The 20,817-nt window shown below is 57.0% G+C and carries 18 protein-coding genes; 11 read left to right on the top strand and 7 right to left on the bottom strand.

Features of this window, described 5'->3' with window-relative positions:
- Positions 1 to 21: 21 nt before the first annotated feature.
- A complete protein-coding gene (gene clpS / locus M495_RS07850) occupies positions 22 to 342 on the bottom strand; it encodes an ATP-dependent Clp protease adapter ClpS (RefSeq protein ID WP_020826105.1) in 321 nt (106 codons plus the stop codon).
- 359 nt (positions 343 to 701) lie between these two features.
- On the opposite strand from clpS, the gene cspD reads away from it, so the two are divergent.
- Positions 702 to 923: a cold shock-like protein CspD gene (gene cspD / locus M495_RS07845; protein WP_004942590.1), complete on the top strand. Its 222-nt coding sequence runs from the start codon at positions 702 to 704 to the stop codon at positions 921 to 923.
- Positions 924 to 1,002: 79 nt separating this feature from the next.
- On the opposite strand, the gene macB is transcribed toward cspD, so the two are convergent.
- Both macB and macA read right to left on the bottom strand, forming a co-directional pair.
- Entirely contained in the window at positions 1,003 to 2,949 is a 1,947-nt protein-coding gene (gene macB, locus M495_RS07840) for a macrolide ABC transporter ATP-binding protein/permease MacB (protein ID WP_020826104.1), read from the bottom strand.
- A complete protein-coding gene (macA, locus tag M495_RS07835) occupies positions 2,949 to 4,064 on the bottom strand; it encodes a macrolide transporter subunit MacA (RefSeq protein ID WP_258557338.1) in 1,116 nt (371 codons plus the stop codon). Before macA ends, macB begins: the two co-directional genes overlap by 1 nt.
- Before the next feature lie 192 nt (positions 4,065 to 4,256).
- Here macA and M495_RS07830 point away from each other — a divergent pair, with 192 nt between their 5' ends.
- Positions 4,257 to 5,225, top strand: coding sequence for a VirK/YbjX family protein (locus tag M495_RS07830; protein ID WP_020826102.1), 969 nt, complete (start codon positions 4,257 to 4,259; stop codon positions 5,223 to 5,225).
- On the opposite strand, the gene M495_RS07825 is transcribed toward M495_RS07830, so the two are convergent.
- Positions 5,222 to 6,886, bottom strand: coding sequence for an ATP-dependent endonuclease (locus tag M495_RS07825; protein WP_020826101.1), 1,665 nt, complete (start codon positions 6,884 to 6,886; stop codon positions 5,222 to 5,224). The genes M495_RS07830 and M495_RS07825 overlap by 4 nt on opposite strands.
- A 191-nt stretch (positions 6,887 to 7,077) precedes the next feature.
- Here M495_RS07825 and M495_RS07820 point away from each other — a divergent pair, with 191 nt between their 5' ends.
- The 5 genes from M495_RS07820 to ltaE all read left to right on the top strand — a co-directional run bounded on the left by M495_RS07820 (position 7,078) and on the right by ltaE (position 13,945).
- Entirely contained in the window at positions 7,078 to 7,974 is an 897-nt protein-coding gene (locus M495_RS07820) for a lysine exporter LysO family protein (protein WP_020826100.1), read from the top strand.
- A 174-nt stretch (positions 7,975 to 8,148) separates the two neighbouring features.
- A complete protein-coding gene (hcp, locus tag M495_RS07815; RefSeq protein WP_020826099.1) occupies positions 8,149 to 9,798 on the top strand; it encodes a hydroxylamine reductase in 1,650 nt (549 codons plus the stop codon).
- A gap of 51 nt (positions 9,799 to 9,849) precedes the next feature.
- The gene (gene hcr / locus M495_RS07810; protein ID WP_020826098.1) at positions 9,850 to 10,854 is read left to right on the top strand and encodes an NADH oxidoreductase; all 1,005 of its coding nucleotides are present in this window, start codon (positions 9,850 to 9,852) and stop codon (positions 10,852 to 10,854) included.
- Between the two features lie 180 nt (positions 10,855 to 11,034).
- On the top strand, positions 11,035 to 12,756 hold the full coding sequence (gene poxB, locus M495_RS07805; protein ID WP_020826097.1) for a ubiquinone-dependent pyruvate dehydrogenase: 1,722 nt from the start codon (positions 11,035 to 11,037) through the stop codon (positions 12,754 to 12,756).
- 172 nt (positions 12,757 to 12,928) lie between these two features.
- Positions 12,929 to 13,945 carry a low-specificity L-threonine aldolase gene (gene ltaE / locus M495_RS07800; protein ID WP_020826096.1) on the top strand — a complete coding sequence of 339 codons (1,017 nt, stop codon included), beginning with the start codon at positions 12,929 to 12,931 and terminating at the stop codon, positions 13,943 to 13,945.
- A gap of 36 nt (positions 13,946 to 13,981) precedes the next feature.
- On the opposite strand, the gene M495_RS07795 is transcribed toward ltaE, so the two are convergent.
- The gene (locus tag M495_RS07795) at positions 13,982 to 14,329 is read right to left on the bottom strand and encodes a DUF1294 domain-containing protein (RefSeq protein WP_020826095.1); all 348 of its coding nucleotides are present in this window, start codon (positions 14,327 to 14,329) and stop codon (positions 13,982 to 13,984) included.
- Between the two features lie 145 nt (positions 14,330 to 14,474).
- On the opposite strand from M495_RS07795, the gene M495_RS07790 reads away from it, so the two are divergent.
- Both M495_RS07790 and M495_RS07785 read left to right on the top strand, forming a co-directional pair.
- Positions 14,475 to 15,914 (top strand): DUF2867 domain-containing protein, encoded by a 1,440-nt coding sequence (locus M495_RS07790; RefSeq protein ID WP_020826094.1) that lies wholly within the window; start codon positions 14,475 to 14,477, stop codon positions 15,912 to 15,914.
- A 157-nt stretch (positions 15,915 to 16,071) separates the two neighbouring features.
- A complete protein-coding gene (locus tag M495_RS07785) occupies positions 16,072 to 17,082 on the top strand; it encodes an NAD-dependent epimerase/dehydratase family protein (RefSeq protein WP_020826093.1) in 1,011 nt (336 codons plus the stop codon).
- Here M495_RS07785 and M495_RS07780 read toward each other — a convergent pair whose 3' ends face one another.
- Positions 17,083 to 17,919, bottom strand: a complete 837-nt coding sequence (locus M495_RS07780) for an N-acetylmuramoyl-L-alanine amidase (protein ID WP_020826092.1) — start codon at positions 17,917 to 17,919, stop codon at positions 17,083 to 17,085. It lies immediately after the preceding gene.
- A 189-nt stretch (positions 17,920 to 18,108) separates the two neighbouring features.
- Between M495_RS07780 and M495_RS07775 the strand changes: the two genes are divergently transcribed.
- On the top strand, positions 18,109 to 19,626 hold the full coding sequence (locus M495_RS07775) for a DUF3300 domain-containing protein (RefSeq protein WP_020826091.1): 1,518 nt from the start codon (positions 18,109 to 18,111) through the stop codon (positions 19,624 to 19,626).
- Positions 19,627 to 19,664: 38 nt separating this feature from the next.
- Here the strand turns inward: M495_RS07775 and M495_RS07770 are convergent, their stop codons facing one another.
- Positions 19,665 to 19,988 carry a heavy metal-binding domain-containing protein gene (locus M495_RS07770; RefSeq protein ID WP_020826090.1) on the bottom strand — a complete coding sequence of 108 codons (324 nt, stop codon included), beginning with the start codon at positions 19,986 to 19,988 and terminating at the stop codon, positions 19,665 to 19,667.
- A gap of 161 nt (positions 19,989 to 20,149) precedes the next feature.
- Between M495_RS07770 and M495_RS07765 the strand changes: the two genes are divergently transcribed.
- Positions 20,150 to 20,698 (top strand): lipoprotein, encoded by a 549-nt coding sequence (locus M495_RS07765; RefSeq protein WP_020826089.1) that lies wholly within the window; start codon positions 20,150 to 20,152, stop codon positions 20,696 to 20,698.
- Positions 20,699 to 20,817: the final 119 nt, after the last annotated feature.

The raw sequence follows: 20,817 nt of genomic DNA, 5'->3' as shown, positions 1-20,817 counted from the left end.
CTCCCCAATAGTTGCCTAAATCTAGGCTTTTTCTAGCGTACAAAGCAACGGATGCTCGTTCTCCCTCGCATAACGGTTCACATGGACGACCTTGGTTTCCGCCACCTCGGCGGTAAAGACACCGCAGATCGCCTTGCCTTGATAGTGGACCGTGAGCATCAGTTGCGTTGCGCGTTCAATATCATAAGAAAAGAACTTTTGCAGAACGTCAATCACAAATTCCATCGGTGTGTAATCGTCGTTGTTAAGTATAACTTTATACATAGACGGCGGTTTTACCGCATCGATTTGTTTTTCCTCGGCCAAATGTTCGAAATTTAGCCAACCGTTGTTATTGCCCATCGCTGCTCATCTTCTCTGCTCTGTCCTTTAATATGGGGACAGGTTCCGGTTATTCAAAGTGGGGTATCATTACTATTTTATCATCTTCGCCATCATCCCGCCGCACTGGAACGTGCGCAAAAATCTCTGACGAATTGTTACCAAACAATGTCAAGATCGTTACCTGCTTCAAACTTTGATGAACTGCTCCCTGCCGACAAAAGCCGATCCCTTGACGTGATGATCATTTGCTCTAGAGTGTAAATTCGTGAGCTGGTGGTGTTTTAACCACTTTCAGGCTCATCTGCTACCTGCTTCTGGCGGGTGCGAATTCAGTTATTCATCTCACCTAAAAATAGCGTTGCGAGGGATGTAAAAGCATGGAGACGGGTACTGTTAAATGGTTCAACAACGCCAAAGGGTTTGGGTTTATCTGTCCTGAAGGCGGCGGCGAAGACATATTCGCCCATTATTCTACGATTAAGATGGATGGGTACCGGACACTCAAAGCCGGCCAGCAGGTCAGTTTTGATGTGCACCAAGGGCCAAAAGGGAACCATGCGAGTCTTATTGTGCCACTGGAAAGCGAGGCCCTGGCCTAACGCGCTTCCACAGAGTCAGTTTGAAACACCCCGCTAAAAAATGCCAGCCGCCGTGTGACTGGCATTTTTTATTCGCTGATTATTCGCGTGCCAGCGCGTCAATCGGGTTAAGCCGCGCCGCGCTGCGGGCCGGAAGATAACCGAACACCACGCCGATAGCGGTGGAACAGACAAACGCACTCAACAAGGCCGCCGGAGGGAAGCTGATTTGCCAACCCGGCAACACCAACTGCACCAACAGGCCGATGGCAAAGGACAGCGTAATCCCCAAAGCACCGCCGACCAGACACACCAGCACCGCTTCAATCAAAAACTGCTGTAGTACGTCGCCGGAACGTGCCCCCACCGCCATGCGGATGCCGATCTCACGCGTGCGCTCCGTCACCGACACCAGCATGATGTTCATCACGCCGATACCGCCGACCACCAGTGAAATCACCGCCACCAGCGTCAAAAACAGCTGCAGCGTACGCGTGGTTTTCTCTGCGGTCTGCACCAGGCTGTCCATGTTATAGGTGAAGACGTCTTTCTTGCCGTGGAGCAGCGTCAGCAAGCGCGTCAGCTGTTGCTCCGCCTCCTGGCTGTTGTAACCATCACGGATGCGCACGGTAATCGAATCAAAATAGGCGTTCCCCATCAGCCGATTGGCCATGGTGCTGTAGGGCACCCAGACGTTCAGCGTCTTGCTGCTGCCGAACATAGATTGCTTTTCCTTCGCTACCCCCACTACCGTCGCTGGCATATTGCCCACCAGGATCACCCGGCCTACCACCTCTTTCTGATTCGGGAACAGGCGGCGCTGGGTATTGGCGTCGATCACCACCGTCTGCGACTGTGATTGCACCTGCAGTTGATCAATGCCGACGCCCTCAGTAAAGGTCATGCCGTACACGCGGAAAAACTGTTCGCTGACGCCGTTAACGTTGGCTGCAACATCAACGTTACCCAGCCGCAGCCGCATACTGCTGGCGATGCTAGGCGACAATGCGCTGACGTAAGGCTGCTCGCGCAACGCGGCAAGATCGTCGTACTTCAATGCCTGGCGGAAAGTCGGATCGTCGTCACCAAAGTCCTTGCCGGGATAGATATCTACCGTATTGGTGCCGATGGATTTGATATCTGCCAGCACCATCTGTTTGGCTGCGTCGCCGATCACCAGGATCGAAACCACCGAGGCGATGCCGATAATAATACCGAGCATGGTCAGCGCAGTGCGCATTTTACTTGCCGCCATTGCCCGCCAGGCCATCACCAAGGCTTCGCGGAAACGACTGATAGTTTGCTGCCAGGACGGCGCCGGCGTAACCATCTCCAACGGTTTGGCGTTCGGGTTGCTCTGCCCATCAGGGCGTGAATCGGCAATGATTTCGCCGTCGCGGATTTCAATGATCCGCTCAGCCTGCTGGGCCACGGCCGGATCGTGGGTCACGATAATCACCGTATGCCCCTGCTCGCGCAGCTGCTTGAGGATGGTCATCACCTCTTCACCGGAATGGCTGTCGAGGGCACCTGTCGGTTCATCCGCCAGGATCACCTGACCGCCATTCATCAGCGCACGAGCGATACTGACCCGCTGCTGCTGACCGCCGGAAAGCTGGCTAGGTCGGTAACTGACGCGCTCGCTTAGCCCCAGGCGCTGTAACAGCGCCACCGCACGCTCACGTCGTGCCGCCTTGCCCAACCCGGCATATACCGCAGGCACTTCGACGTTATGCGCCGCGCTCAAATGCGGCAACAAATGATACCGCTGGAAAATAAAACCGAAATGTTCACGCCGAAGCCGAGCCAACGCGTCGCTATCGAGCGTCGCCACGTCCTGCCCTGCCACCCGATACACGCCGGCGCTGGGCTTATCCAGGCAGCCGAGAATATTCATCAGCGTCGATTTACCGGAGCCGGAGGCGCCCATAATGGCCACCATTTCGCCGGCCTCGATGCTCAGGCTCACGTTCTTCAGCACCGCCACCGTCTGATCGCCCGACTGATAGCTACGGCTGATGCCGCTCAGTTCCAACAATGCGGCCATCAGAGAGGCTCCGCGCCGCCGCGGCTGACGATCACTTCGTCGCCGATATTCAGTCCGCTGAGGATTTGCACGTCAATATTATTACGCAGGCCAATCGCCACTTCGCGCTTTTCCTCCTTGCCCTGCTTGAGGATCGAAACTTGATAGCGGTTATCCGCAATTTGATCGCCCAGGGCCGCCAAAGGGATAATTTGCGCCTGATTGACCCCCGCCAGTTGAATATGCACCTGCGCCGTCATTTGCAAACGCAGTAACCCCTCGGGGTTCGGCACTTCAAAGCGCGCGTAGTAGAAGATAGCGTTATTGACCTTTTCCGGCGTTGGTTGGATATCTTTCAGCACGCCATCAAAGCGTCGATTAGGATCGCCCAGTACGGTAAACCAAGCTTTTTGCCCCGGCTTCAGGCTGATGACGTCCGCTTCCGACACCTGGGCTTTTACCAACATGGTGCTGAGATCTGCCAGCGTCAAAATATTCGGCGCCTGTTGCGCCGCGATCACCGTCTGGCCTTGAAGCGTGGTGATTTGCACCACGTCGCCATCCATCGGCGCTTCAATGCGGGTAAACGCCAGATTGATTTTTGCCGTGTCCAGGCTGGCCTGGTTTTTGGCGATTTGCGCATGAATGGTGCCTACCTGCGCCTTCTTCACTGCCAGTTGTGTGGCGGCCTGATCCAGATCCTGACGCGAGACGGCTTGCAGTTTGGCCAAGGCTTGATTGCGCTGCAGCGTAACCGCCGCCAGCTGTTGTTCCGCTTGCGCCTGCTGTAACTGGGCATGCAGCTCGCGCAGCGTCGCCTCGCCCTCGCGGATGCTGTTTTTCGCCTGCTGCGGATCAATCACGCCGAGCAACTGGCCTTTCTTCACCCGGTCGCCAATTTCGACGTACAGGCTTTCCAACTGCCCGCTGACCTGCGCACCCACGTCCACCTTGCGAACCGCGTCGAGCTGACCGGTCGCCAGTACGTTTTGCTGCAGACTGCCCTGGGTGACCTTCACCGTTTTAAACTGGGTTGGCGTCGGGTGCCCAAAGTGCCAGACCGCCGGCACAGCGATAACCGCCGCTACGATCAGCGCCATTATCCAGCGTCGTTTGTGTCCTTTAAACCACGTCAAAATAGGTTCCTGCCTGTTGCAATTCATACTGCCAATAGCGGCAGCGGGGCTAAATTATCACGCACGGTGCGGAATAACTAAACCTTAGCTCAACACAATGTGGAGACACGCTTGGTTACAGTTGGGCATTGACCTCTCGTTTAGTGAAGCCTTGATGAAATAGCACCATTCAATACAGTCAAGGATTTCATCATGTCACAGCTCAGCTACCCACTCGTATCTGCACGTCCGCTTAACAGCTGGCAACTGATGACGGCGCTGATCAATGGCGAAAAGACGCCGAGTAAAGCCTGGAAAAAAACGTCATTCCGCTTGAAGTTTATCGGCCGTTCGTTATTTTGCTGGCGCACCACCAGCGGCCTGCTCAGCACGCTGGCGTCCAATCCCCTGCTGGATGAGATCCTGAACGCGCAACCCAATCTGCCGTGCAAACTGCATCGTCCGTATCTGGCAGCCAACATGAGTAAAATCGAGTGCTTATTTGCCCTGCGCGACCACTACGATCTCAGCACCCAACGCATGCCAATGAAAATGCTGCTCGGTCATCTGAAAAAGCCTTTTGTGCTCGCCAGCGCCGAAGGCAAGAGTGGCGCCGCAGTGTCACTCGAACTGGCGGCCATCGACAACCTGAACAAGGAAGGCGAAGCCACCCTGCTGCTGCGTAACGCCAACGGCATTATGTTGGCGGAAATCACCTTTTCGCTGATGCACTATCAGCAGAAACCGACGCTGTTTATCGGCGGGTTACAGGGAGCTAATCATCAGGTACCGCATGCTGAAATCCAGCAGGCCACCAAGGAGTGTCACGGATTGTTCCCGAAACGCCTGGCACTGGAAGGGATTTGCGCTCTGGCCCACCATTTGGGCATTCAGCAAATCGTGGCGGTCGGCAACGCCACCCATATCTACCAGAACTGGCGTTATCACAGTAAAAAGAAAGACAAGCTGCATGCCGATTACGATCAGTTTTGGGTATCCATGGGCGGCCAGATGCTTGAAAGCGGCTATTTTTTATTGCCGAAGAACATCACCCGCAAACCGATCGAAGAAGTGGCCAGCAAGAAACGCGCTGAATACCGCCGTCGCTATCAACTGCTGGACGAGTTGGAACTGGGAATGGCAGAGCACTTTCGTGCCCAGCCCCGTTTTACTTCGGTCTAATCGGCGCGGCCACGCGCCAGCCAGGTCACACGCGAAAACATTTTCTTCAGCAGTGGCGGCACCGAGTCCGTGCCCCACTGGCCGGCTTGCATCGCTACTTCGATCGCCAAATCGGGTTTCGAGGAGTGATGCACCGCCTTGAGGATCACCTTACGCACCGGCATCTGCGTATTCTTCGGCACCGAGGCCACCCGGTAGTAGACCGGGCTGAAGCCTTCGCGGAACATAAAATGCTCCATATCCGGTGCCGGTAACGCGGTCAGTCGGTCACGCTCGTTATCGTCGTGGTTATCCAACATGCTGCGTACAGTATTGGCGTACTTTTTCCCCGCTTCATCACCGTCCACCAAAGCATGCCATTCAATGCCCATGCGACGGGCGAACTTCAGCAAAGGTTTTAATCCGCATTGGGCGAACTCGATCACGCGTACGCCCTCTGCCTCAAAGTGATATCCGCACTGGCGCGCCAGCTCGCTCAACAGCCAGACCTCGGTCTCGCCTTCCACCAGCAACCAGCAGCGGGCAAACAGCGAAGATGGCCGATTAAAACGAATATGAAAAGCAATGCGGCGCCCATCCTCCGGGCTCAGCCCACGCGGTCCCAGGCGGTAAGTGGCGACGCGCCCGGACTCACGCACCAACCGACAAACATGCTCTACGGGCACCAGCGACACCAGTTCACTGGAATTGGTGGTGGTGATCCGTTGCAACGGCAACTGGTTAAGCAGCCCCCAGGCCACCGACAGCATAATCGGATGCAGACGGGTTTCCGGGTCCTCCACCAGCAGCAGCGGCCGGGCGTGCGGATCCAGCTTGATGCTGCCCTTGGCCTGCAGCAGCGTAGAAAACATTCCCAGCAAGATAAGCCGCATGCTACGGCTGTTAGGTTCTGCCACCATACGGTTGATGCTGTCCAGGGAGCGCCATGCCTGCTGATCCTGATCTTGATCCAACCGTTGCCGACGCGGCCGGGAGACCTGCGAACCCTGCTCGGCAAAGTAATGCTCCAGCAGTTGCTGCATTGCTGCCAACCCCTGCCGCAGCTCGGCGTTAGTCAGCTTTTGCGGGTTACGCACCAATTCTCGCGTCAACTGATCCAACTGCTGGGACAGGGCCTTATTATCAGCCGGGTTTTCATCGTTCAGCGTGCTGGGCCGCAGACGGCGGATGAAACGCGCATCGCGCAGGCGCAATACAGGATGGATGCGAATAATGGCATGTGCCAGTTGCTCAATATGATGCAACTGCATCGCGTTACCGTCGGCATCCAGGAAGCCGCGCCAGGTACAAACCGTGCCGTCATCGGCCAGTTCACCTTCGCAGCGGTAATAAATTCGGTTGAGGTTATCCTCGCCTTTGACCCACAGCGGCGAAAGGTGGCGGTAACGGGGGAGATGAGCATGGCCGATGTCTTTCTCACAGAAGGTAAAGACCACCTGTAAATGCCGTTCTTTGGCCTCTTCCTCACCAGGGGGGAAATGAAAGTCATGCCCTTCAAAACGGTACAGCTTTTGCTCCGGCGCCAGCAGCAGGGTCAAGGCGTCCAACAAGCTGGATTTACCCCAGGCGTTTTCACCCAGCAGCAGCGTGTTGTCGTCCAACATCAGCGACAGCCGGTTAATGCCGCGAAAACCTGCAATCTCGATACGCTCTAAGAACATCTGTCGCCTCCCGTGCGCGCTGCCACCGTCCTTAATGGGGTGACCTTCTCTGAGCATGGTCAAAAAACCCCTTGCAGGTCAAGAGGACGACGTCAAATCTGCCGCTTTACTCCGGTCGCCGTTTTGGTTAGCGTGTGGGGCCTCGCCGTCATCCTGGCGCCATCTGCCGAACAAAGGACATAAGCTTCACCATGTATTCAGGACTGCTGATTATTCTCTTACCGCTGATTGCCGGTTACCTGGTTCCATTACGCAGCAGAACGTTACTGCAAACCATTAACCGTCTGCTGAGCTGGATGGTTTACGTGATCCTGTTTTTCATGGGTATCAGCCTGGCGTTTTTGGAAGATCTGAGCAGTAATCTGGTGCTGATTTTCCAGTATGCCTCGGTGTTCTTCCTGTGCATTCTCGCTGCCAGCCTGCTGATGCTGGCGCTGCTGGAACATAAAATGCCGTGGCGGAACAGCCATAAACAGGAAAAGCTGCCCTCGCGCCTGCATATGGCGCTGGAATCGCTCAAACTCTGCGGTGTGGTACTCGGCGGCTTCCTGCTCGGCCTGACCCAGTGGCAATGGTTGCAGTTTGCCAATAAAGGCAGCGAATACGCGTTAATTTTCCTGCTGTTGCTGGTCGGCATCCAATTGCGCAACAGCGGCATGACCCTGCGCCAAATCGTACTTAACCGACGCGGCATGATGGTGGCCATGGTCGTGACGGTCAGTGCGCTGGCCGGCGGTGCGCTGGCAGCGCAACTGCTGGGGTTGCCGATCAAAGCCGGGCTGGCCATGGCCTCCGGTTTTGGCTGGTATTCGCTTTCCGGCATTCTGATCACCGATGCCTACGGTCCGGTATTGGGCAGCGCAGCCTTCTTTAACGATCTGGCACGCGAGCTGGTGGCAATTATGCTGATCCCAAGCCTGGTACGACGCAGCCGCTCCTCTGCGCTGGGCCTGTGCGGTGCCACCTCCATGGACTTTACCCTGCCGGTGTTGCAGCGCAGCGGCGGGTTGGAAATGGTGCCACCGGCGATTGTGCATGGCTTCCTGCTAAGCCTGCTGGCACCGGTACTGATCGCCCTGTTCTCCTGACCTCTTTTCCGGGGGCACCGCCCCCGGAAAGCGTAATAATTCCCATCCGCACAGCGAAATTGCGCTAAATCAAACTTCCCTTTGGTTACGCCATAAAAACCTTTTTAAGCCTCGGTTGCCGATCTATGCTCTTAAACAAGCATTTAAAATGCAACTTTAAAAAAGGAAGCGATTATGTTCTGTGTGCAATGTGAACAAACCATTCGTACCCCGGCCGGCAACGGCTGCTCTTATGCCCAGGGCATGTGTGGTAAAACGGCGGAAACTTCGGACCTGCAGGATCTGCTGGTAGCGTCATTACAAGGGCTGTCAGCCTGGGCGCTGCAGGCACGGGCTCTCGGGATCGTCGATCATGATATCGACAGTTTTGCCCCGCGCGCCTTCTTCTCCACCCTGACCAACGTCAACTTCGATTCTGACCGCATCATCGGTTATGCACGCGAAACTATCACCCTGCGCGAATCACTGGCGGCACGTTGCCGCCTGCTGGATGCCGGCGTAAGCGTCGATCATCCACTAGCCACGTTGCAGTTGGCCGGTGACGATATGCCTACTCTGCTGCAACAGGCGGCTCAGTTCGCTCTGAATACCGATAAAGCCGAGGTCGGCGACGACGTGCACGGCCTGCGCATGCTCTGCCTGTACGGCCTGAAAGGCGCGGCGGCCTATATGGAGCACGCCCACGTATTGGGTCAATATGACGACCAGATTTACGCCGACTATCACGCCTTTATGGCCTGGCTCGGCACCCATCCGCGTGATGTGGATACCCTGCTCAACAACGCGATGGGCATCGGCAAGATGAACTTCAACGTGATGGCCATTCTCGATCACGGCGAGACACAGGCCTATGGCGATCCGCTGCCCAGCGCGGTTAACGTCCGTCCGGTGGCGGGTAAAGCCATTTTGATCTCCGGTCACGATCTGAAAGATCTCCGCATGCTGCTCGAGCAAACCGAAGGGCAGGACGTGAATGTCTATACCCACGGCGAAATGTTGCCGGCACACGGCTACCCGGAGCTGAAAAAATTCAAACATCTGGTGGGGAACTACGGCAGCGGCTGGCAGAACCAGCAGACCGAGTTTGCCAAATTCCCCGGTCCTATCGTGATGACCTCCAACTGCATTATCGATCCTAACGTCGGCAACTACGGCGATCGCATCTGGACGCGCAGCATCGTCGGCTGGCCGGGCGTCAACCATCTGGAAGGGGATGACTTCACCCAGGTGATCGCCCAGGCACAAGGCATGAAGGGGTTCCCGTATACCGAAATCGAACATATGATCACCGTCGGCTTTGGCCGTCAGACGCTGCTCAACGCTGCCGATACGGTGATCGATTTGGTGGCGCAAAAGAAACTGCGTCACGTCTTCCTGGTGGGAGGCTGTGACGGCAGCCGCGATGAACGCAGCTATTTCACCGATTTTGCCCGCAGCGTCCCGCAAGACTGCCTGATCATGACGTTGGCCTGCGGCAAATACCGCTTCAACAAACTGGATTTCGGCACCCTGGAAGGCTTGCCGCGCCTGCTGGATGTCGGCCAGTGCAACGACGCCTATTCTGCCATCATGCTGGCGGTCAAACTCGCCGATACGCTCGGTTGTACCGTCAACGAACTGCCACTCAGCCTGGTCCTGTCTTGGTTTGAGCAGAAAGCGATCGTCATCCTGCTGACGCTGCTGTCGTTAGGGGTGAAAAATATTGTCACCGGCCCGACGGCACCGGGTTTCCTGACCGATAACCTGATGGCGATCCTCAACGACAAGTTCGGCATGCGTCCGATTACTACCGTTGAGCAGGACCTGCACGCCCTGCTTGGTTGATCCCGTTTTTTGGGGCCGCAGATGCCGGCCCCTTTGCTTTTGAGGTGCCCTATGACCCAACCCAGCCCACTTTGCCCTAACCGTATGCAGGTCCATTCGATCCGACAGGAAACCGCCGACGTCTGGACGTTAAACCTGATCTGCGACGTTTTTTACCCTTATCAAGCCGGCCAGTTTGCGCTGGTCAGCATTCGCAATAGCGAAGAGACGCTGCGCGCCTATACCCTGTCTTCTTCCCCCGGCCAAAGCCGTTTTCTCAGCATCAGCGTACGTTGCCTGCCGGACGGCATCGGCTCCCGTTGGCTGACGCGTGAGGTTAAACCCGGCAACACCCTGTGGCTGTCTGACGCCCAAGGCGAGTTCAGCTGTGAACAACACCCGGCCGACAGCTACCTGATGTTGGCTGCCGGTTGTGGCGTCACGCCAATCATCTCCATGTGTCGCTGGCTGGTGGCCAATCGTCCGGCCTGTGATGTCGCCGTAATCTTTAACGTACGTACCCCTGCCGATACCATTTTCGCCGAGCAGTGGCGCGAGCTTTGTGCCGCTCATCCGCAACTGCGGCTGACGCTGATGGCCGAACAAGATATCCAGCCAGGGTATCTCAGCGGGCGGATCAGTGCCGAAGTGCTGCGCCAGGTCGCGCCGGATATCACCGAACGCAGGGTGATGACCTGCGGCCCTGCGCCTTATATGACCCAGGCGGAGCAACTGTGCCTGCAGCTTGGTGTGCCGGCTTCCCGCTTCCATAAAGAACAGTTTCATACCCCGGCGGAAACCGATAGCGGGCAAGGTGCAACTTTAATGCTGCGCTCCGCCCGGCCGTTGGGTGAATACCGCGTCCCGGTAGGCAGCACGCTGCTGGCAGCGATGGAAGCCAACGCATTGCCGGTCAACGCGGCCTGTCGCGCCGGGGTATGCGGCTCGTGCAAAACGCGCATTCTCGAAGGCGACTACACCACCACCAGCAGCATGACGCTCACACCGGCTGAAATCGCCCAGGGCTATGTGCTGGCCTGCAGTTGCCAACTGCAGGGCGACGTTACCCTCGCCTGACGCTTGCCGCCCCATCGCCAATGATGGGGCATTTATCGGCAAGCAGGCTTGGCACTCCCCTTCTACACTTTCCCGGTTGCGCGCTTTTATTACGTTCATCTGCTCAATAATCAATAAGCCATACCCGAGGAATTCAGACGATTGAAAATCAAGGGTATTTCTATCATGTTTGGGGGAAGTATGAAGCAAACCGTAGCCACGCTGATCGCCAAAACTCTGGAACAGGCCGGTGTGAAACGCATTTGGGGCGTCACCGGCGATTCACTTAACGGCCTCAGCGACAGCCTGCACCGTATGGGCACCATCGAATGGCTGGGCACGCGCCACGAAGAAGTCGCTGCCTTTGCCGCCGGTGCAGAAGCCCAGCTTACCGGCCAACTGGCGGTCTGCGCCGGATCTTGTGGGCCAGGTAACCTGCATCTGATCAACGGTCTGTTCGACTGTCACCGCAACCACGTACCGGTACTGGCCATTGCCGCCCATATTCCCTCCAGCGAGATTGGCAGCGGTTATTTCCAGGAAACTCACCCACAAGAACTGTTCCGCGAATGCAGCCACTACTGCGAGCTGGTTTCCAACCCGGAACAGCTGCCGCGAGTGCTGGAGATTGCCATGCGCAAAGCGATCCTCAATCGCGGGGTGTCGGTGATTGTGCTGCCGGGGGACGTGGCGCTGCGCATGGCACCGGAAGACGCCAGCATGGTGTGGCACACTCCGGCATTGCCGCTGGTGCAGCCGCCCATGAGCGAGTTGAACAAGCTGGCCGCAACCCTTAACAAGGCAAAAAATATTACGCTGATGTGCGGCAGCGGCTGTGCAGGTTCTCATGATGAAGTGGTCAAGCTGGCCGAACTGTTGCAGGCACCGGTGGTGCATGCTTTGCGCGGTAAAGAGCATATCGAGTGGGACAACCCCTATAGCGTCGGCATGACCGGTCTGATCGGTTTCTCTTCTGGCTATCACGCCATGATGAACGCCGATACCCTGGTGCTGCTCGGCACCCAGTTCCCGTACCGCGCCTTCTATCCTACCAACGCCAATATCATTCAGATCGACATCAACCCAGGCAGTATCGGGGCGCACTGCCCGGTCAATATGGCGCTGGTGGGCGACATCAACACCACCCTGACCGCCCTGCTGCCGCAGTTGGAACCCAAGAGCGACAGTGCCTTTCTCGACAAGGCCCTGGAGCACTACCGCAACGCGCGCAAAGATCTGGACGGCCTGGCCACCGCCAATGACGATCAGCCTATTCACCCGCAGTATCTGGCGCAACAGCTCAGCCAGTACGCCAGCGACGACGCCATCTTCACCTGTGACGTCGGCACGCCGACGGTATGGGCGGCCCGCTATCTGAAAATGAACGGCAAGCGCCGCCTGCTCGGTTCGTTCAACCACGGTTCGATGGCCAACGCCATGCCGCAGGCGATTGGCGCACAGGCAACCGAACCGAACAAGCAGGTGATCGCCATGTGCGGCGACGGCGGTTTCACTATGCTGATGGGCGACTTCCTGTCGTTGGCCCAGCTAAAACTGCCGGTCAAGATTGTGATCTTCAACAACAGCGTTTTGGGCTTCGTGGCCATGGAAATGAAGGCCGGGGGCTACCTGACCGACGGCACTGACCTGCATAACCCTGACTTTGCGGCGATAGCCAATGCCGCCGGCATCAAGGGCATTCGCGTGGAGAAAGCGTCGGATCTGGACGGCGCACTGCAGGAAATGCTGGCGCACCCCGGCCCGGCATTGCTCGATGTCGTCACCGCCAAGCAGGAACTGGCGATGCCGCCGCAGATCAAATTCGAGCAGGCCAAAGGCTTTAGCCTGTATATGCTGCGGGCGATCATCAACGGCCGCGGCGACGAAGTGGTCGAACTGGCAAAAACCAACTGGTTGCGTTAATGACCCACCCCGGGAACAACGATCACTGTTCCCGGTATTTTTTCTCTTTTGTCATCAGAAAATCTGGCTATGATGAAAACCGCATTCTCTTTCACATTAGCTATCCCCAATAGATTTTAAGTTGCAGCCAACAACGCTGCGGCTTGAAAGATCAAGGGGATAAGGAATTTTTATGCTTATTGATCTACGCAGCGACACAGTAACCCGCCCCAGCGCCGCTATGCGTGAAGCCATGGCCCAGGCCGAAGTCGGTGACGACGTTTATGGCGATGACCCCACGGTCAACGCACTGGAAGCGGAAGCGGTTCGCCTGTCCGGTAAAGAGGCGGCGCTGTTCTTGCCAAGCGGCACCCAGGCAAACCTGGTAGCGCTGCTGAGCCATTGCCAGCGCGGTGACGAATACATCGTCGGCCAGCAGGCGCATAACTATAAATACGAAGCCGGCGGTGCCGCGGTACTGGGTAGCATCCAACCGCAACCGATTGAAGCCAACCCGGACGGTACCCTGCCGCTGGACAAGGTTGCGGCGGCAATTAAACCCGATGATATTCACTTTGCCAGAACCCGTCTGCTGAGCCTGGAAAACACCATCAGCGGCCGCGTGTTACCGCTGGCGTACCTGCAACAGGCCTGGCAATTCAGCCGTGAACACAAGCTGGCACTGCATATCGACGGGGCACGCATCTTCAACGCCGCAGTCGCGCTGAATGTGCCGCTGAAAGAGATCGTGCAGTATTGCGACACCTTCACCATTTGCCTGTCGAAAGGGCTGGGCGCGCCGGTAGGCTCGTTGCTGTGCGGCAGCGAGGCCTTTATTCAGCAGGCGATACGCTGGCGCAAAATGACCGGCGGCGGCCTGCGTCAGGCCGGTATTCTGGCCGCCGCGGGACTCTATGCGCTGGAGCATAATGTCGAACGGTTGCGGGAAGATCACGATAACGCCAAGTGGCTGGAACAGCAGTTGCAAAACATTGGCGTGGAGATCGCCGAGCCGGGCGCGCAAACCAACGTGCTGTACCTGCGTCAGTCCCCTGAATTAGCGGCAAAACTGGGCCCCTGGATGCGCGAGCGCGGCGTACTGATCAGCAGCGGGCCGCTGACGCGCATTTTGACCCACCTCGACGTCAGCCGTCAGGATTTACAGCACGTGGTCGATTTGTGGCAACAGTTCCTCAAGCAGCACGCTTGATGCATGCCTCAACGGGGCGCTAACACGCCCCGTGTTTTAGAGGATCCAACGGCCGTAAACCCAGTACCAGATCGCCAACGTCGCCACGACGTTCAACACCACGCTGAAGATAAACCAACTTTTGAACGGCTGTTTCTGGGTTTTGTGACGGAACAATTGCTGCGCAACGATCGCCCCAATCCAGCCACCCACCAGCCCGAACACCCATAGCGTGATTTCAGGCACCCGACGCCAACCCTTGCACGCGGCCAGTTTATCGACACCGTACACCAATAACGTCAGCAGGTTAGCCAACAGCCACCACATCCAAATCGGATGCAGGAAAAATAAACTGGCGATCAGCGCCAGACCTAACAGGGCATAACAAACGGCATTGAGTTTCATATTTTTTCGGCTTAGCACAAACAAACGGTGCGTAGTGTGACGCTGCCTTAAGGTGGATGCAATGCCCGCATAACCACACAAAAAGTGCATTTAAACCCTGAGTTTGGCATGCTGTCATCGACTTCCACTGCATAAGGCAGCGCTAATGACACCTCAACGCGTATTGGTTCTTGGAGCCAGCGGCTATATTGGCCAGAACCTGATCCCCCACCTGATCGAACAGGGACACAGCATTACCGCCGCCGCGCGCCGCCTTGAATGGCTTCAGGAGCAGCATTGGCCGCAGGTCAACTGCCAGTACGTGGATGTCTACCAACCAGAAACCCTGACCGCCGCGCTGTGGGAGATCGACGCCGTTTATTATCTGATCCACGGTATGGGCGACGGTGATGACTTTATCGAAAAAGAACGCCAGGCGGCGGAAAACCTGCGCGATGCGCTACGCAACGCCAGCGTAAAACAGGTCATTTTTCTCGGTGCACTGCAACCGGAAGGCGAGAGTTCACCGCACCTGGTGGCACGCAAGCTGACCGGGGAGATCTTGCGCCAGAGCGGCGTACCGGTCACCGAACTGCGCGCCAGCATCATTGTCGGCCCCGGTTCGGCGGCCTTCGAAATTATGCGCGATATGGTCTACAACCTGCCGGTGCTAACCCCGCCGCGCTGGGTGCGTTCCAAATCTTCGCCGGTCGCGTTGGAAAATCTGCTGGTGTATCTGGCCGATCTGCTGGCGCACCCGGCGGAAGAAAACCGCATTTTTGACGTCGCCGGCCCGGAGTACATCAGTTATCAAACAATGTTTGAACGCTTCATTGCCATCAGCGGAAAAAAACGTTGGCTGATCCCCATCCCCTTGCCCACCCGGTTTATCTCGGTATGGTTCATCAGCATGATCACCTCGGTGCCCACCTCGATCGCCAATGCGTTGATCCAGGGGTTGAACCACGATCTTCCCGCCGACGGTAAACCGCTACAGGCTCTGATTCCGCAGACGCTGCAAACCTTCGATCAGGCGGTGACGGCTACCCTGCGGCGCGAGGAAGAAGTGGTCGACTCCGCCGACTGGGGCTACGATCCGGAAGCGCGAGCCCGCTGGCGACCAGGCTATGGCTTCTACCCGAAACAGGCGGGCTGTTCGCTGGAAACCCAGGCATCCAGCCAGGCGCTGTGGCATACGGTGCAGCAACTGGGCGGGAAAGAGGGCTATTTTTACGCCAATATCCTGTGGAAAATCCGTGCCCGCATGGACGATATGATTGGCAATCGCGTGGTTTATGGCCGCCCCCAGCGTGAGACGTTGGCCATTGGCGACCTGGTCGATGGCTGGAAGGTCATCACCATTAAACCGCTGCGGCAGTTGGCGTTGCTGTTCGGCATGAAAGCGCCGGGGCTGGGCCGGCTGGTTTTCACCATCAAAGATCATGGCGACCACCGCACCCTGGATGTGCGTGCCTGGTGGCACCCTGCCGGTTTCAGCGGACTACTGTATTGGTTCGCCATGATGCCCGCTCACCTGTTCATTTTTCGCGGTATGGCGCGCCGTATCGCCAGGCTGGCCGAAGAGAACCCGCGCAATATGTCCTGACCATCGCTTATTTGTCGATCAACCGCACAGTTTACTGCTGCGGTTAGGGCCTTTCCGATTGCATAGCGCACGAAATAACGGAAGAATGGCATCTTATTTGCTGGAACGCCGCTGAAGGCCGTCAGCATTCTGATTTTTGGTGAGAATAGAGTTCGTTATGAAGGTATTGGTCACCGGTGCAACCAGTGGGTTAGGCCGTAACGCCGTTGAATATCTCCGCCGCCAGGGCATTAAAGTGCGTGCCACCGGCCGCAACCAGGCCATGGGCAGTCTGCTGGAAAAAATGGGCGCGGAATTCATTCATGCCGATCTCACCAACCTGATCTCATCGCAGGCCAAAGCCATGCTGGCCGACGTGGACGTGCTGTGGCACTGTTCCAGCTTCACCTCGCCATGGGGCACCGAAGAAGCCTTCGAACTGGCCAACGTGCGCGCTACCCGTCGCTTGGGCGAATGGGCAGCGGCCTACGGCGTTTCGCAGTTTATCCATATCTCTTCGCCGGCGATCTACTTCGATTATCATCACCATCGCAACATTACCGAAGACTTCCGCCCCGCGCGCTATGCCAACGAGTTTGCGCGCAGCAAAGCCGCCGGTGAACAGGTGATCCAGCAGTTGGCGATGTCCAACCCGCAAACCCACTTCACCATCCTGCGTCCTCAGGGGTTGTTCGGGCCACATGACAAAGTGATGTTGCCGCGCCTGTTGCAGATGATCAAACGCTACGGCAACCTGCTGCTGCCACGCGGCGGCGCGGCACTGGTGGACATGACCTATCTGGAAAACGCGGTGCACGCCATGTGGCTGGCCACTCAGAAAGAAAATACCCCATCCGGCCGCGCTTATAACATCACCAATCAGCAGCCACGTCAGTTGCACAGCGTGGTGCAGCAGTTAATTGACGAGTTGGGGATGAAGTGCCGGATCCGCTCTGTGCCCTATCCCATGCTCGATATGATGGCGCGCGGCATGGAGAAACTCGGGAGCAAAAGCGAGAAAGAGCCGGTACTGACCCACTATGGGGTCGCCAAGCTCAATTTTGATCTGACGCTGGACACCACTCGTGCCCAGCAGGAGTTGGATTACCGGCCGATAGTTTCGCTCGATGAAGGCATTTCCCGCACCGCTCGCTGGCTAAAAGAACACGGTAAACTGCACGGCCTTTAATTAGCGAGCTGCCCCGTACTTCAACAGCAAGGCATCAACGATCGCCCCCGTCTCCGCATCCGGCTCACCGCGATAATCGCTGGGCCGGAAATGCATCTGAAACGCCGCCAGCACGTTCTTCTGCTGCCTGACATCCCACCGAGCGTCAATACCATAACCGTAACGCGCCAGCTTTTCGATCAAGGGGGCCAGGGGCACGGCCGCCTGCTTGTCGCGGCCGGCCAGTAGCTTCTGCACCTGCTGCTCGTCCGGCCAGGCGCCAATACCGGCCTGCGCCAGTTGCCGCCAGGGGAATAACGGCCCCGGGTCCTGCTTGCGTTGGGGCGCTATGTCGCTGTGCCCCACTACGTCCGTCGGCTGAATGCCATAGCGTTGGATGATATCGCGGCTCAGCGGGATCAACAGGGCTATTTGCTGTGGCGTATAGGGCTGCCAATGGGTAAACAGCAGGGTGCGGTTGAACCCGCGATTGACTATTTCAATCCCTATCGAGGTATCGTTCAGGTTGGTTCTGCCGCGCCAGGTGCTTGCCCCGGCATGCCATGCGCGCAGGGCTTCAGGCACCAGTTGAAACGCCACCGGTTTGCCCTGTACCAATGGCGGGTGCGCGGGCAGCAGATAGTGCGCGCTGACGTGTTCATCCGTCAGGGTTTTAAGCGAGGAATGGAAATCTTCTGCGGTGTAATGCATCACCAGAAAACGAATGCGCTGGTCTGCTCCCTGCGCCTGATGCAGGGTTTCCAACTGATAGTCGCCCCGGTCTATGGTGGTGCTTTGCGGTGCGCTTTGGCAGCCGGTAAGCAATGCGGCAGCAAATATCCCTGGCCAAATTTTCACGAATCCCTCCTGCCGTCGAGCGGCTCAAATTTGTAACTCAAATTGATTAATCTGTATCCAATAATCAAGTTAATCAATAAATGATGACAGAGAGGCCAGATGTGCAAGTGAGTGTTGCGCCGCGCTGGCGGACTCCATGGCAGATGATAGCTTCATAGTATTACCTGCGCTGATAAAAGTGAGTCGCTCATGTTCAAGCTCAACCCTGTCGCCTGGCTGATCTGCATCGCCATGCTGCCGCTCAGCGGCTGTGACCAAAAAACGGTGGCCAATACCATGGGGGGAACCGCGCCTGCTGTGGCCACGCCCGCGGCAACATCAACCTATACGCCACTGAGTGCCGATCAATTGTATCAACTGGTCAGCCCGGTGGCGCTTTTTCCTGACAAACTGTTGGCGCAGGTGCTGGCCGGTGCGGGTTACCCCGATCAAATCAGCGCGGCGGATAACTGGCTGGCGCAAAACCGGGGGGTGCAACCGGCCGCGCTCACCGCAGCCGCTGGCGCTCAACCCTGGGACCCCAGCGTACGCGGTTTGGTACAATTTCCTGACGTGCTGGATCAGATGGCTAAAAATATTCCCTGGACCACCGCGCTGGGCAGCGCTTATCTCAACGACCCTACCGACGTGATGAACGCCATTCAGGTCATGCGCCAACGTGCCGCCGCCAAAGGCACGCTGAAAACGTCGCCGCAGCAAAGGGTGGTCATCACGCCTGCAACCCGTTACGTTGAACCGCAACCCTATCCGCAAAGCGTCGTGGTTGCGCCGGCGCAAACCATTGTCATCGAGCCCAGCCAACCGGATGTGGTTTACGTGCCGCGTTACGATCCCTGGGTGGCCTATGGCGAACCTGTCCCGGCCTACCCGAGCTATCACTATCAGAGTGCCTCAGGCTATAGCAGTGGCGATATGCTGGCGGCAGGCGTGATCAGTTTTGGCGTGGGTGTCGCGGTCGGGGCATTGATCAATCAGCATCATGACAACTGGCATAGCTGGGACGTGCGCTGGAATGATCGGCGTCAACCGGTGGTCTATAACAATGCGCCTTATATCTCGCACTCCACCACGGTGATTAACCGTGTCACCAATATCAACCAATACAATAATGTGAATCGCAGCACCACGGTGAATAACTATCACAATGCGCCAGTCAATCAGGTGCCGCATTTTGCCGCACCAACGCCTTATGCAGCCCCTAAGGTTGCCAACCTGCAACAGCCACATTTTACGCCACCCGTCGCAGCCAATGAACGCCAGCCGATGACGGCGCCGAACTTTGCCCATGCAGCTACGCCAGCGCCCCATGCGATGACACCGGTCGCCCATGTTCAGCAGCCAATGACCCTGCCGAGTTTCGCTCATTCAACACCGGCAGCCGTGCGCCCGCACCCAGCGACAGTCACGGCCCCCGTTCATCAGGCCGAGATGCGACCGGCTCGTACGCCTGAACAACATCTACCGACACCTGTCAGCGTACAGCAAAGGGCGCAGTTGCCGGCCGTTAAACCTGTCGAACACGTCGCGCCCAAGGCTAACGTTATTCGCCCACAGCCGGTTCAACCACGGCCAAATGCCATGATGTCACATAGCGCACCAACGCCGTTCCATCAGCCACAGATTCAACAGGCACAGCATCACCCTGCTCCAGCGGCCAAACCGCAGGAACATCGCCCGCTAAAAGTGGAAGAACACAAAGTAGGATAAACGAATGCCCCCGGCCTTGGCCGGGGGCAAAGAAAGGATTAGCGGCTGACTTTCACCGCGGTACCGCTGACGGTCACCATTAACATGCTGCTGTCTTTACCCACGGTTTCGTAATCGATATCAATGCCGACCACCGCATTGGCGCCCAATTCTTTTGCCTGCTCTTCCAACTCCCGGAAGGCAATCAGGCGCGCTTTACGCAGCTCTTTCTCATAAGCGCCCGAACGGCCGCCCACGATGTCGCGCACGCCGGCAAAAAAATCGCGGAAAATATTCGCGCCCAAAATGGCCTCGCCGGTGACAACGCCGCAGTACTCGGTAATAGTAAACCCTTCCAGGGTCGGGGTAGTGGAAAGCTGCATGAAAACTCCTTGCTTGATTGATTCATCGCACTTATCTGACCATTGATTTGGCATTATGTTCTGTATTGAAATGGCACGCAGTACGAATGCAAGGCCAGAAATCGCATTTATACTGTAGGCTAATGGTCTTCATGGTAGAGACTTTCACATAAGGTAATGAGATGAAAACAAAAACGATTGCGGCTGTTTTGCCCTTAGCGCTGTTACTGAGTGCCTGCACCACCGTCGAACCGGCATTCAAGGATATCGGCTCCCGTACCGGCGGTTGTGTGGAAGGCGGCCCGGATACGGTCGCACAGAAATTTTACGATCTGCGCCTGCAACAGGGCGCCGCTACCACCCTGCCCGACAGCAACCGTCTGGCGCAGTTGCAACCTTACCTGAGTAAAGTGCTGTATCAGGATCTGGTGACCGCCAACCAGAACCCGGGCAAACATCAGGTCACTGGCGATCTGTTTACCGGCAACGCGCAGGGACCGACCAGCGCCACCGTCGCCAGCGCTTCTACCATCCCGAATACCGACGCAAAAAATATTCCATTGCGCGTACAGCTCAGCTACCAGAAGGACGGCGGCAGCGCGGTCAACTGGCAGGATGAGGTGCTGATGGTACGTGAAGGCACCTGTTGGGTGGTGGATGATATCCGCTATCTGAACGTGCCGCCGCATGCCGCCAGCGGGACGCTGCGTCAGGTATTGGAAAACCAGTAAGCTCACACGCCCCACCGTCATCTGCTTGATGTCGGTGGGTAAAAAAATGCCTTGATTCCGCTCAACATTCGTTCACTTTGAGAATTTTCGCTACATACCTCACAGCGTGCACGACAAAT

The sequence above is a fragment of the Serratia liquefaciens ATCC 27592 genome, assembly GCF_000422085.1.
Classification (GTDB): domain Bacteria; phylum Pseudomonadota; class Gammaproteobacteria; order Enterobacterales; family Enterobacteriaceae; genus Serratia; species Serratia liquefaciens.
This window is presented reverse-complemented; position numbering and strand designations above follow the sequence as displayed.

Coding starts and splice junctions, on each gene's coding strand:
- M495_RS07825 (WP_020826101.1), bottom strand. CDS start 6,886: ATGTTCTTAGAGCGTATCGAGATTGCAGGTTTTCGCGGCATTAACCGG.
- M495_RS07775 (WP_020826091.1), top strand. CDS start 18,109: ATGTTCAAGCTCAACCCTGTCGCCTGGCTGATCTGCATCGCCATGCTG.
- M495_RS07765 (WP_020826089.1), top strand. CDS start 20,150: ATGAAAACAAAAACGATTGCGGCTGTTTTGCCCTTAGCGCTGTTACTG.
- M495_RS07785 (WP_020826093.1), top strand. CDS start 16,072: ATGAAGGTATTGGTCACCGGTGCAACCAGTGGGTTAGGCCGTAACGCC.
- M495_RS07790 (WP_020826094.1), top strand. CDS start 14,475: ATGACACCTCAACGCGTATTGGTTCTTGGAGCCAGCGGCTATATTGGC.
- hcp (WP_020826099.1), top strand. CDS start 8,149: ATGTTCTGTGTGCAATGTGAACAAACCATTCGTACCCCGGCCGGCAAC.
- ltaE (WP_020826096.1), top strand. CDS start 12,929: ATGCTTATTGATCTACGCAGCGACACAGTAACCCGCCCCAGCGCCGCT.
- hcr (WP_020826098.1), top strand. CDS start 9,850: ATGACCCAACCCAGCCCACTTTGCCCTAACCGTATGCAGGTCCATTCG.
- M495_RS07770 (WP_020826090.1), bottom strand. CDS start 19,988: ATGCAGCTTTCCACTACCCCGACCCTGGAAGGGTTTACTATTACCGAG.
- macB (WP_020826104.1), bottom strand. CDS start 2,949: ATGGCCGCATTGTTGGAACTGAGCGGCATCAGCCGTAGCTATCAGTCG.
- M495_RS07830 (WP_020826102.1), top strand. CDS start 4,257: ATGTCACAGCTCAGCTACCCACTCGTATCTGCACGTCCGCTTAACAGC.
- cspD (WP_004942590.1), top strand. CDS start 702: ATGGAGACGGGTACTGTTAAATGGTTCAACAACGCCAAAGGGTTTGGG.
- poxB (WP_020826097.1), top strand. CDS start 11,035: ATGAAGCAAACCGTAGCCACGCTGATCGCCAAAACTCTGGAACAGGCC.
- M495_RS07795 (WP_020826095.1), bottom strand. CDS start 14,329: ATGAAACTCAATGCCGTTTGTTATGCCCTGTTAGGTCTGGCGCTGATC.
- clpS (WP_020826105.1), bottom strand. CDS start 342: ATGGGCAATAACAACGGTTGGCTAAATTTCGAACATTTGGCCGAGGAA.
- M495_RS07820 (WP_020826100.1), top strand. CDS start 7,078: ATGTATTCAGGACTGCTGATTATTCTCTTACCGCTGATTGCCGGTTAC.